Raw genomic sequence first — 12,705 nt, 5'->3', positions numbered from 1 at the left:
GGTGAAACCAACTCTATTCAAAATAGATGTACACCAAGCAGCCTACGAATGTCACGAGGAGCGTTCGGTTGTGGCGCCTGCGGGAACAGCGCGAGCCGAAGATCCACTTGGGCAGGTAGTTTTCCTGTCCAAGTCAGCTGAGGCCGTGCCCGCGGCAAGCATCCACCGATAAGTGGAACGTGACATCACTAAATGACGAGACAAAAAGAAGTCCAGCCTTCTATTTTACAGAACGCCGGACTTCTTTATACTACGAAACAAAGACTTGGATTTCACAGTCGAAATACAGTCAAAGAGGATATCAGCCAAAAACAGGGATCCTTCAAACTTGAAAGTTCAAGGTTGAGGGCTTTATTTATCTTTATGCTGCTCGCTGGCTTCAATTTCTGAAGTAAGTTCTTCTATCTTCGTTTCCAACACTTTCATGAAAGTACTTTTATTGCCGGCCATATGTTTAGGGCGGATGGCTTCACCAAAAAAGGAAGCCATCTGGTCCTCCATTTGGTGAAGAAGCTTTTCCTCTTCCTTCTTCCGTTGATCGGCAGCCGTCTGCCATTTTTGGAGTTCTCCTTTTAACTGACGGACCTGCTCCTGCTCGACTTCGTACTGCTTTTGCATCTCTTCCAGTTCCTTTTTCCGCAGGGAGGCATCTTTTTGGAGAGAAGCTTTCTCCTGCTTTTCTTTTTGAAGCAGGCGCCGGCTTTCCAAGTAATTGTTCATTAAGAAGGCTTGGTCCTGCAGCATACGGCGGGTCCGTCTTCCTTCTTCCACGAACAACTTTTCTAATTCTTCCGCTTTCTTATGCCATTCCCTTTGTTTATCCTGCTCTCTTTGAATCTCGACTTTCAGTTCCGCATAACTTCTCTGCAGCATGGACGTATCCCGCTGAGACTGAAAAAAGCGCTGCTGATATTCCCCAAGCTCGGCCTCGAGCTGTTTCCTTCTAGCTTCTTCCTGTTTTTCAGATTCTTTCAGATCAACGACATGGGCCTGCCACTTCTTGATTTCTGCTTTATAGTGCTCTTCCTCCGTCCGGGCTTTTTCCAGCTGGAGTTCGTACGTCTGGTTTCTTTTAGCCAGTTCACCTTTCAGCACCGCTTCTTCTTCCGACCAGCGCCCGCTTTCCTGCTTCAATTGTTCATTTTCTTTTTTTAAACTTTCCAGCATGGAGTAGTGATAGTTTTCCTGATAATCCTGTACCTTTTTCTTATATTTATCCAGCTCTGAGCGGTAATAAATCACTTTCTGCTGCAGTTGTACAGCGTCTTTATTCATCACTTCCGCCTCCTCCATCCATACGTTTCACCCCATAGGCAAACGTTGTCCATCTATCCTTCTTTTCTATCCTATGAACCTTCAAGTCTGAATATCACCACCGCGCACAGGTGTGAGCTGACCTGTTTAGGCCAAAACGCCGTTTCGCTTTCATCATAGATGCTTATGATAGTAAAGAAGGGAGGGGAAAGGATGAGTCACAACGATCAACCTAAAAAATCGGACGCCGCGCCTTTACAGAGACCTCCTCGCCGAAAGCCGCGTAAAGGCGGCTGCTGCGGGAAACGCCGCTGAATAAAAAACGTCTAGGAGTCTGACACCTAGACGTTTTGCATGTTCTTTATGCAGCCGGATCAATAAGGGTATAATTTCCGTTAATCTCCGTCCCTGCAGGAACCTGAATATAGACAGCCTCCTCGCCCCAATCGATATGAGTTCCTCTTCCCCGGTCCCCGCGTTCCCCGGAAAACTGGGTGAAAGGAAATTCAGAGGTGAACATTTGGTAATGAATATCTACCGGTTTTTCCACGCTCACCGTCAAGGTTTGCTGATTCATGGCCATAGTCGGTTTGAATTCTTCCTGGACTTTTAAACCATCCACGTAGATCGGCGAGCGGTAATAAGAGGCTTGAACCCTCCCGGTTAGATCAGAAGTTTTTTCTATGAAAATACCCGGCCCACCTTCGTTTTCCACATAGGATTCAAGTGTCAATGAGTGATCCTGAAGCTCAAAAGACCACTCTTTGACAAGGGTATCCTTGTTCACCTCATCCACTTTTCCCTCGGCAATCAACATAGGGATGGATATTTCTGATCGATTTTTTGAATGTGTGCTTTCCTCATTCATTGAAGCTGTTGTTTCAAAAGGAAGGAAAGCAGAGACAATCATCGATACCAGCAGAAGGACGAAATACCCTCCAAGCATCCATAACCCTGTTTTCCCCTGACCCAGGCGCATTTTCATCGTTCCTATAGAAGAAAACGCAGTGACGGCGACGACCAGAGCAAGAATAAGTATAGGCAGCAGAACCATCATCTTTTCACTTCCAATCGGTTTGAGATGAGAAAGGCGGTAACATAAGCAGCTGTACTGATGGCCAGACTCTTCATGATAAACAGCCAGAAATTCTGTTCAGAAAAAAGGAATTGGAAAAAGAATCGATCCAGCGAATAGCCCGCCTTTTCCAGTGAAAACAAGAGACCAATCATCAGAACAGGAAGCAGAATGACGAACACCTTATTCCACTGGACGATCATACCAGCCGCATAACCAAAGCCTGCGAACATAAAAATAGTCAGAATGAGCGATACAAGGCCCATGAGATAGATCCCCGTGCCTCCTGCCCCGGTGCTGTTCAAGATTTCCTGCGAGGTGAACAGGAAGACCACCACTTTCAAGAGGTATCCAGAAAGTGACGCCGTGAACCCCGCAATCGAGCAGATGATCCACAAATAGATGATCGTAGACAACGTGCCGCTCGTGCGGTTGGTAACAAACGCAAAGTCATCTTCTCTGTAGGCTTTGGTCGTCAGAAGCAGCGCCGTTATAAATCCCCAGAAAATCGTAAAAATCATAATCATATCTGCATTGTAATAATCCACCTGAATATTGTAATTCATTCCTCCTGAACTGCTCATTCCCGTTCCATTCAACGAAAAAAGAACGGCCAGAAGCTGAATGACCACCAACGACGTAAACACGCTGATATAGGCGCGCCATTTATAGCTGATTTGTTTTTTGACCACTTCCGCTGTTGATATGTCCGCTGAATACATCATCCAAGCCTCCTTTCCCATTTGCTTCTCCTGTCATATAAATGAAGGCATCGCTCGCTGAAACGGCTGACAGCTGGACACCATTCCGCTTCAACTCTTCTTTTTCCACCGTTGTGAGATCATTCTCAAGGATGATGGTCTTTTCGTGAGGTCCCTGCTTTTCTTCATATAAGAAAACCTTAAGCTTCATCCACTCCGGCATGGATTCTTTCCGTCCGGATACCGCGACCGCATAGGACTTCATGTCTTCCATAGAGGTATGCAGCAGAAGATTTCCTTTATCCAGAAGGATGATCTCCTCCAGCATATCCTCCACCTCTTCCAAATGATGTGTGGATAGTAAGATCGTCCGCGGGTATGCCAGATAGTCTTTTAATAAGGCTCTGTAGAAATCCTTCCGAACCGCGGCATCCATCCCTGTAGTGGGTTCGTCAAAAATCGTAAGCGCTGAACGGGAAGCCAGGCCGATAATCATATTGAAGGTGCTCTCTTTTCCTTTGGACAGCTGGTTGTGACGACCTTTTGGGTGAAAACCGAAATAGTCAAACAAGTTCATCGCAAGTGTATGATCCCAATTATGATAAAAGCGGCGTCCCTCCTCTAAAATTTCCTTTAGCGTTAAGGACGTTGGAAAATTCATCTGATCATCAATGTAGATGCTGTTGGCTGATACCAAAAGATTGTTGAACGGCCGTTTCCCATAGACCTCAGCTTCTCCATCACTTTCTTTCAAAAGGCCTGCGAGAATCTTTAACAAGGTCGTTTTCCCTGCTCCGTTCCGACCGGCAAGACCTATGATTTTATTCTCCTCCACGGAGAAGGATACCCCATGGAGCGCTGTTCTTCTGCCGTACTTTTTCGTGACTTCTTCGCATTGAACGGCTTTCATTCTGATCCCCCCTTCCATGAGTTCCGGATAAGTTCAATAATCTCATTCTCTGACAGTTGAAGATAGCCGGCTTCTGTCACCACATCGTCAATCAACTGCTTTAATGTCTGGTTCTTCCGTTTCTCGATAATCATCTGCCTTGCCCCTTCGGCCACAAATTTACCGATTCCCCGCTTATCATAAAGAATCCCTTCCTCTGCCAATTTTGTAAGCCCTTTGGCCGCTGTTGCGGGATTGATATTGTATATGTCCGCCAGCTTATACTGCGAATAAACCTTCTCATCCACGTTCAAACCGCCATTCATGATTTCACTTTCGATCCATTCTGCGATTTGTATATAAATCGGTTTCATGCCATCTGTATCCAGGATCACTTTGATCACCTTCTCTCCGAATGGGTGCATTAGTGTTGTAATGTAGTATATTACACATCGGTTCTTTTGACAATAATATCCACACAAAAAAAGCTGATCTTATGAAAGATCAGCTTCCCGGCGCCGGATGATTTGAAAATCAGCTTCGTTTTTGCAGGTCCACACAGAGCTTCTGGTACGCTTTAGACTCCTCCATCATCTGTTTATCTTGGTAGACTTTAGCAAGCCATTGGAGGGGCTCAGGACGATCAGGCTGAAGCTCCATCTCCATTTGGAAACATTCCAGAGCCTGGTCCAGCTGGTGGAAACTATAGTACCCTTCCCCAAGTTCAAGGAGGTGATCGAGATCACCCGAAATCTCTTTCATCCGCACGATTTTCTCAAACGACGGGGATTGTTCAGACAAAGGTCGTATTCTTTCAATGATTTCTTCCATCTCCATCTTCTCAAACAAGGCTTCAATATATTTCTCTACCAGGTGTCCCGTCGATTCCGGTAGAACTGGAAGGATTTTCTCCAAAAGGATATGCACCGCATCAAGGGACTGCCGCATATCGATTTCATCAAGCATAGCCGCGGCCGATGCCATTTGGTCTGAGTGCGGCTGGATATCAAAGCGTTGAACGATGCCGGCCGATGGTTCTACTAAACGTTGATCAAGATAGCGGTCAAACAGGAAATCCGTGACTTGATCATAGGCAGGACGGCTGGATATGAGTGGTTCCAACAGAGACATTTGGTCCCGGGTCTCAAAGGTGTCCCTTACCAAATGAAGGAACGCTGCTGATTCTTCAGCAGATAAGGATGAGGGCAGGGAGTTGATTCTGTGGACAAGGTGTTCCACTTCCCTGTTTTCGTTAAGTAGGAGGCGCGACTTCTCTTCCATCGATGCATGGTCTTCGGCGTACAAACGATCGCGTTTGAATAAGGAAGCGTCCTGCGTTTCGTAAGCTTCTGATGCGGAAGCAAAAGCGAGGTCATGGCTGATTTCCTGTACGAACCGGCTCTCAGGCGCCAGACGCACCATTTCCCGTACGATTGTGTAGGATTCAAACATTTTACCTTCCCGTCTACACGTATAAAAGACAGCTTTCATATCAGCAAGCAGTTGTTTTTTAGGAATAAAAGATTCAAAGAGAGTGAGGATCCGGCTTTGTTCCTGCCTTGTAAAATGCCGGGCAGCTTTCTTTTTCAACTGGGGATAGTTGATTTTCTGAAGGGGTTTTTCTGCGTCTAACAATCTCGTAAGGAGGGGATGCGGCTGGTCATAAACCAAGCCTTCTTTCCATACACGGGAAGCGTAGGAGGTCCGCTTCATCTTTTTCGTCTTAACAGCCGTCAGGAAGGTCTGCTTGAAAAAGAACAGCAGCCAGCAGTTTTCATCATCATATCCTTCTATCAGCTGTGTCTGTTCATAAAAGGCAGCCCGCTCCGCTTTTATCCGTAAAGGCTGTTTCTGCTTCGGAATCGACAGGTCTATCATCGTCATACAATCAACCTCCTTTATTTCTACCTTCACTATACCATAACTTTTTCCAATCCCTCCAACTAAAAAATATAAGCCGATGTCGTGTACCAGGCCCATCCCGCCTCTTGCAGCACGGGTTCATAGAAGATTTACCTTGTAACACTGATGTTACATATGTAACAAATCTCCTCTCTTACAAAAGCTGTCAAGGCGCACTTTTATGAAATTTATAATCGAAATGGATAACTCTTCCTATGCTTCCTTCCGCCCTCTATTAAATTATGAGACTATTCTGTTCACGCCGCCGTTGGGTTCAGTCGTTCTTCCACAGGGGATGCTCCCATATGCTCTATCTCTCAGAATGGCAGTTTCCAGATTCAACCTCCTATATTACACGATCTTGATGGTACGATAGAGTTGTTCCAAACAACACAACTCATCAAGGAGGAATTTTAGATTATGAAAAAGCCACTTATTCTGACAGGCGCACTTGCGCTGTCTCTACTAGCATCACCAGCCACATCCCTTGCTTCTACAGGTGAGGTTCAGAAAGACTATCAGGTTCAAACGAAAACCATTCAAATAGATTCCAGTCAAGTGAACGACTGGGTAAAACAAAATGAAGAGGCATTGAACAATGGTCAGTATGATCAATTGGATGTACAGTCTCTGCTTAAACAATTCAATTGGAATGCCCAGCCTTCTGAGCAGGCACCCGTAGAAGAGCAGCCGGCTCAGCAAGAGGAGCCTGCGCAACCGGCAGAAGAAGAAGCTGCACCACAGCCGGCACCTGAAGAAACAACAGCATCAGAAGAAGAAGCTCAAGCGCAGGATTCCGCCCAGGAAGAGAATGTTTCTTCTGACGTATCCGCTTTTGAAAAAGAAGTGGTGGAACTTACGAACCAGGAACGTGAAAAACAGGGTCTTGAACCACTGGAACTGGATACAGAGCTCAGCGGAGTAGCGGAGGACAAGTCTCTCGATATGCAGAACAATGACTATTTCTCCCATAACAGCCCGACGTACGGTTCTCCATTTGATATGATGGATCAATATGGTATTGACTACCGCACAGCCGGTGAAAACATCGCTATGGGACAGACATCTCCAGAGCAGGTTGTTGAAGGCTGGATGAACAGCCAGGGGCACCGAGAAAACATTATGAACCCTGACTTCACCCACATCGGTGTAGGTCACGCCGAAGAAGGCAACTACTGGACACAAATGTTCATTGGTAAATAACAGACGATAGAAAAAAGCCACCGGATTTCCGGTGGCTTTTTAGCTTGTAGAGAAACCTTTTTTCTAGTGACTCCAAAAGAGTGGTCATCCATACTTGGTCATGGATAGGATTGTTCCCACGCAGGCGGCCGTAACGCAGCTTGTCCTGTTCTTTTGAAACAGCGGAGGAGCTGTACTCAACGTTCTCTTTTATCATAGGGTAAAGCTGTCTTCCCACAGGCATCGGCACGAGGAGCGTTCGGTGGTGACGCCTGCGGGAACCATCCACCCAAAAAGCGGAACGTGTCCCCCTCACCACGACATGCGGACAACTCTAACTGGATAACACAGATTTTTCTATCTCTATCGGGTAGGTCTTTCGTCCAAAATGACTTTTTTTCTTTTTTATGGGAAGAAAAAGTATTGCCTTTTGTCAGAATATTTCATAAAATCAATCATACTTTAACTATATCAAATACGAAGGAAGTGGTCGGTTTGAATAAACATACGGTGAGTCACCTCTATCATGTCTGCCCCTTATGTCAAGGAACAGGAGCCTATAAAGAATATGATGACAGCAAGGCTAATATGATTATGGACCATTACAGCCGCGTCAATCATGCCAGTGAGAAAGCGGCTTGGAAACTGGCCGTCGAGGAAACCAGTTATGAAACCAAGTGCAGCCGCTGCCACGGAAGCGGTCATGTATTAAATGATGAGGGAGAGGAAGTGTACAAGGCACTAAAGCAGTTCGCTTGAATCCTCCAAGGAAGACGGGCATGAAGCCCGTCTTTTTTTATACGTTCTCCTCCAGCAGGTGAACAGCTCGGTCTGTTGTTTCTTTCATGGTATCGGCGATTTTTCCATTATCATCCGTCAATGACTCTACTGTGGCACTCATCTGCTCCATTCCGGCGCTCGACTCCTCGATGACGGCTGCCAGATCTCCGCTCCAGCGATCAATTTCCGTACTGCTTTCTACAACCCGGCCCGCCGCTTCATTCGTTTGATCAAAGCTTTGATTGATGTCTATAAGCACGCGGCTCAGCTCCTGGAAGGTGCCGTGTATATCTGCAGAAGAAGATTGTATCGAAGACATCTTCTCTACACTTACCTCCATCTTGGACAAGGTTTCTGCATTATTCTGACTGACCTCAAAAAGATTCTCCGTGATTTGATCAGCCGCCCGCTTGGTTACTTCGGCAAGCTTGCGGATTTCCTCAGCGACAACAGAAAAACCTCTGCCGGCCTCCCCTGCTCTCGCAGCCTCAATGGACGCATTCAAAGCGAGAAGATTCGTCTGCTCTGAAATTTTCTTAATATCTTTAGAGAAGCTGTCGGTTTCCTTCACTTTTTCACTAAGTGTATAGAAGGTTTCTTTCAAATCATGGATAAACGCGTGAACCTCCTCCACACCCTTGGTAAACCTATGTACCTTTGTTTTTCCTTCTCCGGTCAATTCCCCTGCCCGGCCGGTCTCTTCCTTCAGTGTATCCATAAGACCGCTCAACTCTTCCATTTCGGTACGCGAAGAACTGGACTGGTCGGAAATGGCAGTAATCTGTCCGCTCTGATGATGGCTGCCAGCCGCTACTTCCTGAATGGCATGCCTCATTTCTGCCTGCGATACCCGATTCCGCTGTACATGCTCGTTCACCTTGGACAAATCATCAATGATCACACTTACATGCTCTTCCAATGTGCGGCGTTTTTCCTGTTCCACCTTGGAGCGTTGTTCGGCTTCCAGAAGGAGCTTTCTGATAAATGTATCCTGCCGGTTGCCAAGGTAGATCAAGACTCCGAGAAGCAGGCCCATGAGAATGTAGACCAACAGGATTGTCGGTGCCTCCTCAAGAATGGCGTCCTTATTGACCGTACTTAAAAAAGTGCCTGTCAGAATCGTGACCAATCCGAGTCCATACCCAAGCGCAAAGACAGCCGCCTTGTAATGAACGACGGAAAAGATGGCCAGGAAATAACTCACTAATATAATGGTCCATCCCCCGCCCGTCACCCATATCCCGGCCATTGTAAATACTTGGACGAGAACAACACTGATGTAAGGGAACCAGCTGTCTTTTCTCATAACAAATGTAAGGACCGTATACAAAAGCGTATATAAAAGCATTTCTGTGCCGAACATCGCCACAGCCGCCATATCTTGTTCTACGAAAGACTTCAAAAAAGCAGCAGCAAGAGAGATCCCGAAACCAGCAAATAAAAGGCCGTTTTTCTTCTTCATGTCCTTCTGCTTCATTGCTTCTACGTTATTCATACTCTTCTCTCCTTATGGCCGGATGTCGGACTTGAACACAGTGAACCCATCATCCGCCATGACGGTTGTTCCATTGATGGAACGGGACACATCGGAAGCTAAAAAGGCCACCACACCAGCGACTTCCTCCGGCTCAATCAGCTTTCTCGTCAACTGCTGATGCTCCATATATTCCAGAAGGCCGGCTTTCCTGTAACCGTCTACAATTTTCGTATTCACACCACCCGGTCCGATTGCGACAACACGTATGCCGTGTGGAGCAAGCTCTAAAGCTCCATGCTTTGTAAGCGTGACGACCGCTCCTTTTGCTGCCTGGTAGCCGGTAATACCAAGCGTTCCTGTAAATCCGAAAACAGAAGCATTGTTGATAATCACCCCCTGCACATCAAGCTCTTTCATTTTCTTGGCTGCAGCCAGCATTCCATAATAGACCCCGTGCTGATTCACATCGACAACCGCGTGATAGTCTTCCGGGGTATGCTCAAGGAAGGGCTTATTGACGCCGATCCCTGCATTGTTGAACATAATATCGATCGTACCAAAGGCATCGACAGCGGTTTCCACCAACGCTTCCACCTCATTATAGGCAGTCACGTCCGTTTTACAGAAAACAGCTTCTCCGCCTTGCTTTCTTAATGCTTCAACGACCTGCTCTCCTTGGTGCTCATTGATATCCGCCAGCACCACCCGTGCTCCCTGGCGGATCATCTCCTCTGCAGCAGCTTTCCCGATTCCATCGGAACCACCGGTAATAACAGCCACTCTACCTTCTAAATTCATATGCTCATCTCCTAAAAAGTTCTATCTTCTACTATATCGGCAGGATGGAAGATTATTGAAGAATGACTGTCTCTAATGAAAAAAAGACGCAGGGGTATGCTAGCTTATAGCTGGCTGAGCATTTACTTTGAATTTGAGACAAAAAGAACGTACCCTGAAAGAGCTTACGATAAGGAAAGGTGGCAGAAGACATGCTTTTTGATTCATTCCATTTAGACAGCAGAACACTCCAAAACCGTTATGTTGTGGCACCAATGACCAGGATCAGCGCAGAGGCTGATGGCCGTGCCAACGATACAATGAAAGAATATTACCGCCGTTTTGCTAAAGGCGGCTTTGCAGCCATTATCAGCGAAGGCATCTACACAGATCAGAGCTTCAGCCAGGGCTACAACAATCAACCAGGCCTTGCGACAGATATTCAGGCGGATGCATGGAAACCCGTGATAGAAGCGGTTCACGATGAAGGCTCCATCATGATTGCCCAGATGATGCACGCGGGAGGCCAAAGTCAGGGGAATGCTTATACAGATGAAACCATCGCTCCATCTGCCATCGCCCCTAAAGGCGAACAGCTTGGCTTCTACGGGGGATCAGGTCCGTTCCAGACGCCTAGAGCGATGGATGAACCAGACCTGACGGAGACGAAAATGAGTTTTGTCGACAGTGCCAAGCGCGCAAAAGCTGCTGGTTTTGACGGCGTGGAAATCCACGGTGCCAACGGCTATCTGCTGGATCAGTTCCTGACCGATTACTTAAACCACAGAGAAGACGCTTATGGGGGTTCTGTAGAAAACCGGCTGCGTTACGTCCTTGAAGTGGTAGATGAAGTCCTTGCAGCCGTAGGAGAAGACTTTATCGTCGGTATCCGGATTTCGCAAGGGAAAGTAGCCGACCAAGCCCACAAATGGGCCGGTGGTGAAAAAGAAGCGGAAGAAATCTTCGGAGTTCTCGGTAAAACCGGTCTCGACTATATCCACGTCACAGACGGTGATGCTGCTGCCGCTTCCTTCGGTGAGGGAACAAGAACACTGGCAGAAGCAGCAAAAGCGTTCAGCAAAATTACAGTGATCGCCAATGGTCAGCTCCAGGACCCGGAAAAAGCCGAAGCCCTTCTGACTTCCGGGCAAGCCCATCTCGTTTCCATTGGGACCGGTGCTCTTGCAAATCCGGATCTTCCGAACAAAGTGAAAGACAGCAAAGAGTTGAATGCCTTTGATTTCGAGAAAATCCTCCTGCCTCAGGCAGAAGTGAAAGAAGTAGAATTGAAACATGAGATATACACGAAAGAATAACAAGAAAGGCAGCGGATTTCCCGCTGCCTTCAGCTTGTAGAGAAACCTCAGTTTCTTTACAAGCTTTTTTTCTTTCTTACCGCCAGAAGCTTAAGTCCCTTCCCTTTCCGCGGACGAGTGCCCGAGCTTTTAGCAGGAGTGGAAGGGGCACCGCTCCTTGGAACTTCTTTAACATCGAAAAAGACTCTCCTTGACCCAGCTCACCCTTGCTGGATGGAAAGCAATCTTTTTCATATCCCGGAAGGAAGCCGTCATCAGCGCCTGTTTCTTCCCATTTTCTTTTCCACGCAAGCGGGAATAGCGCAGCCCATGCCGTTCTTTTGCATGTGCGAACCTGCGCAGGGCACAATTTCTCTCCTATATTCTAACGTCCGCACGAGGAGCGTTCGGTGGTGATGCCTGCGGGAACAGCACGGGCCGAAGATCCACTTGGTCAAATGGTTTTCTTGACCAAGTTAGCTGAGGCCGTGCCCGCGGCAAGCATCCACCGATAAGCGGAATGTGATCCTTCCCACGACAAATGGACAACTCTAACTGGTTAACACAGGCTTTTTCTACAGCCAAAAGGCAGCCGATTTCCCGCTGCCCTTTTACTTCCCTTTATTCAGCTGCTCATCAAGGAGTTCAATCTCTTCTCGCGTTTCACGGCTTAACCAAAGCTCCTCTTCCCCTTTTTGAACATGAAGAAACGGTCCTTCGCTTTGGTCATGGATGAAAAGACGTGCAGGTCCATAAGGTTCCTCCAGGCGGAACTGCCCCTTCAATTGTCCGGCTGCCGCAAAACCATTGGACTTTAAGATAACTTCTGGAAGTTCTTCTTCAATCGCAACCTCATCAATATCCTCAAGCTCCCATTCCAACCCGTACATCCCGGAAATCTCCAGGTGTGTATCCGTCACTGTGACTTCGTTTTCCATCACGCTGAAATACGTTAAAACACCGATGCCTGAAATGACCAGAATGCCCAGGATCGATGTGATCCAAAGACTCTTTTTTCTTTTTTCAGGGACTTCATACATCTGTACGCGGACCGCGCCTCCCAGCACAACGAGGAGGAAGACAGCCAGACTGATCTCCAAACCATATGGAACCGGAAGCAATCCCATTATAAAGACACCTGCAAACAGAAGGAATATAAGGAGTAGCAGCCGTTCGACCGCTTTCACATACCCATTTTCCATCAGGATACGCTTTTCCTCCTCCGGACGACTGGAAAACCCAGATATAAGACCGTACTCTTTCCGCTTCACTACAAGGAAAGTCAGCCCTCCCGTAATGATGAGCGCAGCCCCCATGGCTATGCTGAAAACTATTGTCCCTGCATCCATCGGTAAACCTCCTTCTTATCTCTT

Annotated in this window: 12 protein-coding genes and 1 pseudogene; 3 read left to right on the top strand and 10 right to left on the bottom strand. The window is 47.1% G+C overall.

The window, feature by feature from the left end; all coding sequences use genetic code 11:
- Positions 1-351: 351 nt before the first annotated feature.
- From ACXAGL_RS11035 to ACXAGL_RS11010, 6 genes are all read right to left on the bottom strand, one after another.
- Positions 352-1,275: a hypothetical protein gene (locus ACXAGL_RS11035; RefSeq protein WP_474991190.1), complete on the bottom strand. Its 924-nt coding sequence runs from the start codon at positions 1,273-1,275 to the stop codon at positions 352-354.
- Positions 1,276-1,615: 340 nt separating this feature from the next.
- Entirely contained in the window at positions 1,616-2,311 is a 696-nt protein-coding gene (locus ACXAGL_RS11030) for a hypothetical protein (protein ID WP_474991189.1), read from the bottom strand.
- Positions 2,308-3,054 carry a hypothetical protein gene (locus tag ACXAGL_RS11025; RefSeq protein ID WP_474971998.1) on the bottom strand — a complete coding sequence of 249 codons (747 nt, stop codon included), beginning with the start codon at positions 3,052-3,054 and terminating at the stop codon, positions 2,308-2,310. Before ACXAGL_RS11025 ends, ACXAGL_RS11030 begins: the two co-directional genes overlap by 4 nt.
- Positions 2,996-3,940: an ATP-binding cassette domain-containing protein gene (locus ACXAGL_RS11020; RefSeq protein ID WP_474971999.1), complete on the bottom strand. Its 945-nt coding sequence runs from the start codon at positions 3,938-3,940 to the stop codon at positions 2,996-2,998. Before ACXAGL_RS11020 ends, ACXAGL_RS11025 begins: the two co-directional genes overlap by 59 nt.
- Positions 3,937-4,323, bottom strand: coding sequence for a GntR family transcriptional regulator (locus tag ACXAGL_RS11015; protein WP_474972000.1), 387 nt, complete (start codon positions 4,321-4,323; stop codon positions 3,937-3,939). Before ACXAGL_RS11015 ends, ACXAGL_RS11020 begins: the two co-directional genes overlap by 4 nt.
- A 130-nt stretch (positions 4,324-4,453) precedes the next feature.
- A complete protein-coding gene (locus ACXAGL_RS11010) occupies positions 4,454-5,803 on the bottom strand; it encodes a hypothetical protein (protein WP_474967489.1) in 1,350 nt (449 codons plus the stop codon).
- 438 nt (positions 5,804-6,241) lie between these two features.
- On the opposite strand from ACXAGL_RS11010, the gene ACXAGL_RS11005 reads away from it, so the two are divergent.
- Both ACXAGL_RS11005 and ACXAGL_RS11000 read left to right on the top strand, forming a co-directional pair.
- On the top strand, positions 6,242-7,024 hold the full coding sequence (locus tag ACXAGL_RS11005; RefSeq protein ID WP_474967488.1) for a CAP domain-containing protein: 783 nt from the start codon (positions 6,242-6,244) through the stop codon (positions 7,022-7,024).
- A gap of 474 nt (positions 7,025-7,498) precedes the next feature.
- Positions 7,499-7,762 carry a hypothetical protein gene (locus ACXAGL_RS11000; protein ID WP_027955822.1) on the top strand — a complete coding sequence of 88 codons (264 nt, stop codon included), beginning with the start codon at positions 7,499-7,501 and terminating at the stop codon, positions 7,760-7,762.
- Between the two features lie 37 nt (positions 7,763-7,799).
- On the opposite strand, the gene ACXAGL_RS10995 is transcribed toward ACXAGL_RS11000, so the two are convergent.
- Together ACXAGL_RS10995 and ACXAGL_RS10990 are read right to left on the bottom strand one after the other, a co-directional pair.
- The gene (locus ACXAGL_RS10995; protein ID WP_474991188.1) at positions 7,800-9,278 is read right to left on the bottom strand and encodes a methyl-accepting chemotaxis protein; all 1,479 of its coding nucleotides are present in this window, start codon (positions 9,276-9,278) and stop codon (positions 7,800-7,802) included.
- Between the two features lie 12 nt (positions 9,279-9,290).
- Positions 9,291-10,058, bottom strand: coding sequence for an SDR family NAD(P)-dependent oxidoreductase (locus ACXAGL_RS10990; protein ID WP_474967485.1), 768 nt, complete (start codon positions 10,056-10,058; stop codon positions 9,291-9,293).
- A 191-nt stretch (positions 10,059-10,249) separates the two neighbouring features.
- Here ACXAGL_RS10990 and ACXAGL_RS10985 point away from each other — a divergent pair, with 191 nt between their 5' ends.
- Positions 10,250-11,353, top strand: a complete 1,104-nt coding sequence (locus ACXAGL_RS10985) for an oxidoreductase (protein ID WP_474991187.1) — start codon at positions 10,250-10,252, stop codon at positions 11,351-11,353.
- Positions 11,354-11,521: 168 nt separating this feature from the next.
- Here the strand turns inward: ACXAGL_RS10985 and ACXAGL_RS10980 are convergent.
- Positions 11,522-11,692 (bottom strand): annotated as a pseudogene (locus ACXAGL_RS10980) (IS5/IS1182 family transposase); the annotation flags it as partial.
- A 251-nt stretch (positions 11,693-11,943) separates the two neighbouring features.
- Positions 11,944-12,681 (bottom strand): DUF3784 domain-containing protein, encoded by a 738-nt coding sequence (locus ACXAGL_RS10975; RefSeq protein WP_474991186.1) that lies wholly within the window; start codon positions 12,679-12,681, stop codon positions 11,944-11,946.
- Positions 12,682-12,705 lie beyond the last annotated feature (24 nt).

It is taken from the genome of Halobacillus sp. ABA4_118, assembly GCF_056160205.1.
This window is presented reverse-complemented; position numbering and strand designations above follow the sequence as displayed.

Excerpts from the sequence above, each read along its gene's own strand:
- ACXAGL_RS11035 (WP_474991190.1), bottom strand. The coding sequence starts at position 1,275 with ATGAATAAAGACGCTGTACAACTGCAGCAGAAAGTGATTTATTACCGC.
- ACXAGL_RS11030 (WP_474991189.1), bottom strand. The coding sequence starts at position 2,311 with ATGATGGTTCTGCTGCCTATACTTATTCTTGCTCTGGTCGTCGCCGTC.
- ACXAGL_RS11025 (WP_474971998.1), bottom strand. The coding sequence starts at position 3,054 with ATGATGTATTCAGCGGACATATCAACAGCGGAAGTGGTCAAAAAACAA.
- ACXAGL_RS11020 (WP_474971999.1), bottom strand. The coding sequence starts at position 3,940 with ATGAAAGCCGTTCAATGCGAAGAAGTCACGAAAAAGTACGGCAGAAGA.
- ACXAGL_RS11010 (WP_474967489.1), bottom strand. The coding sequence starts at position 5,803 with ATGACGATGATAGACCTGTCGATTCCGAAGCAGAAACAGCCTTTACGG.
- ACXAGL_RS11005 (WP_474967488.1), top strand. The coding sequence starts at position 6,242 with ATGAAAAAGCCACTTATTCTGACAGGCGCACTTGCGCTGTCTCTACTA.
- ACXAGL_RS10995 (WP_474991188.1), bottom strand. The coding sequence starts at position 9,278 with ATGAATAACGTAGAAGCAATGAAGCAGAAGGACATGAAGAAGAAAAAC.
- ACXAGL_RS10990 (WP_474967485.1), bottom strand. The coding sequence starts at position 10,058 with ATGAATTTAGAAGGTAGAGTGGCTGTTATTACCGGTGGTTCCGATGGA.
- ACXAGL_RS10985 (WP_474991187.1), top strand. The coding sequence starts at position 10,250 with ATGCTTTTTGATTCATTCCATTTAGACAGCAGAACACTCCAAAACCGT.
- ACXAGL_RS10975 (WP_474991186.1), bottom strand. The coding sequence starts at position 12,681 with ATGGATGCAGGGACAATAGTTTTCAGCATAGCCATGGGGGCTGCGCTC.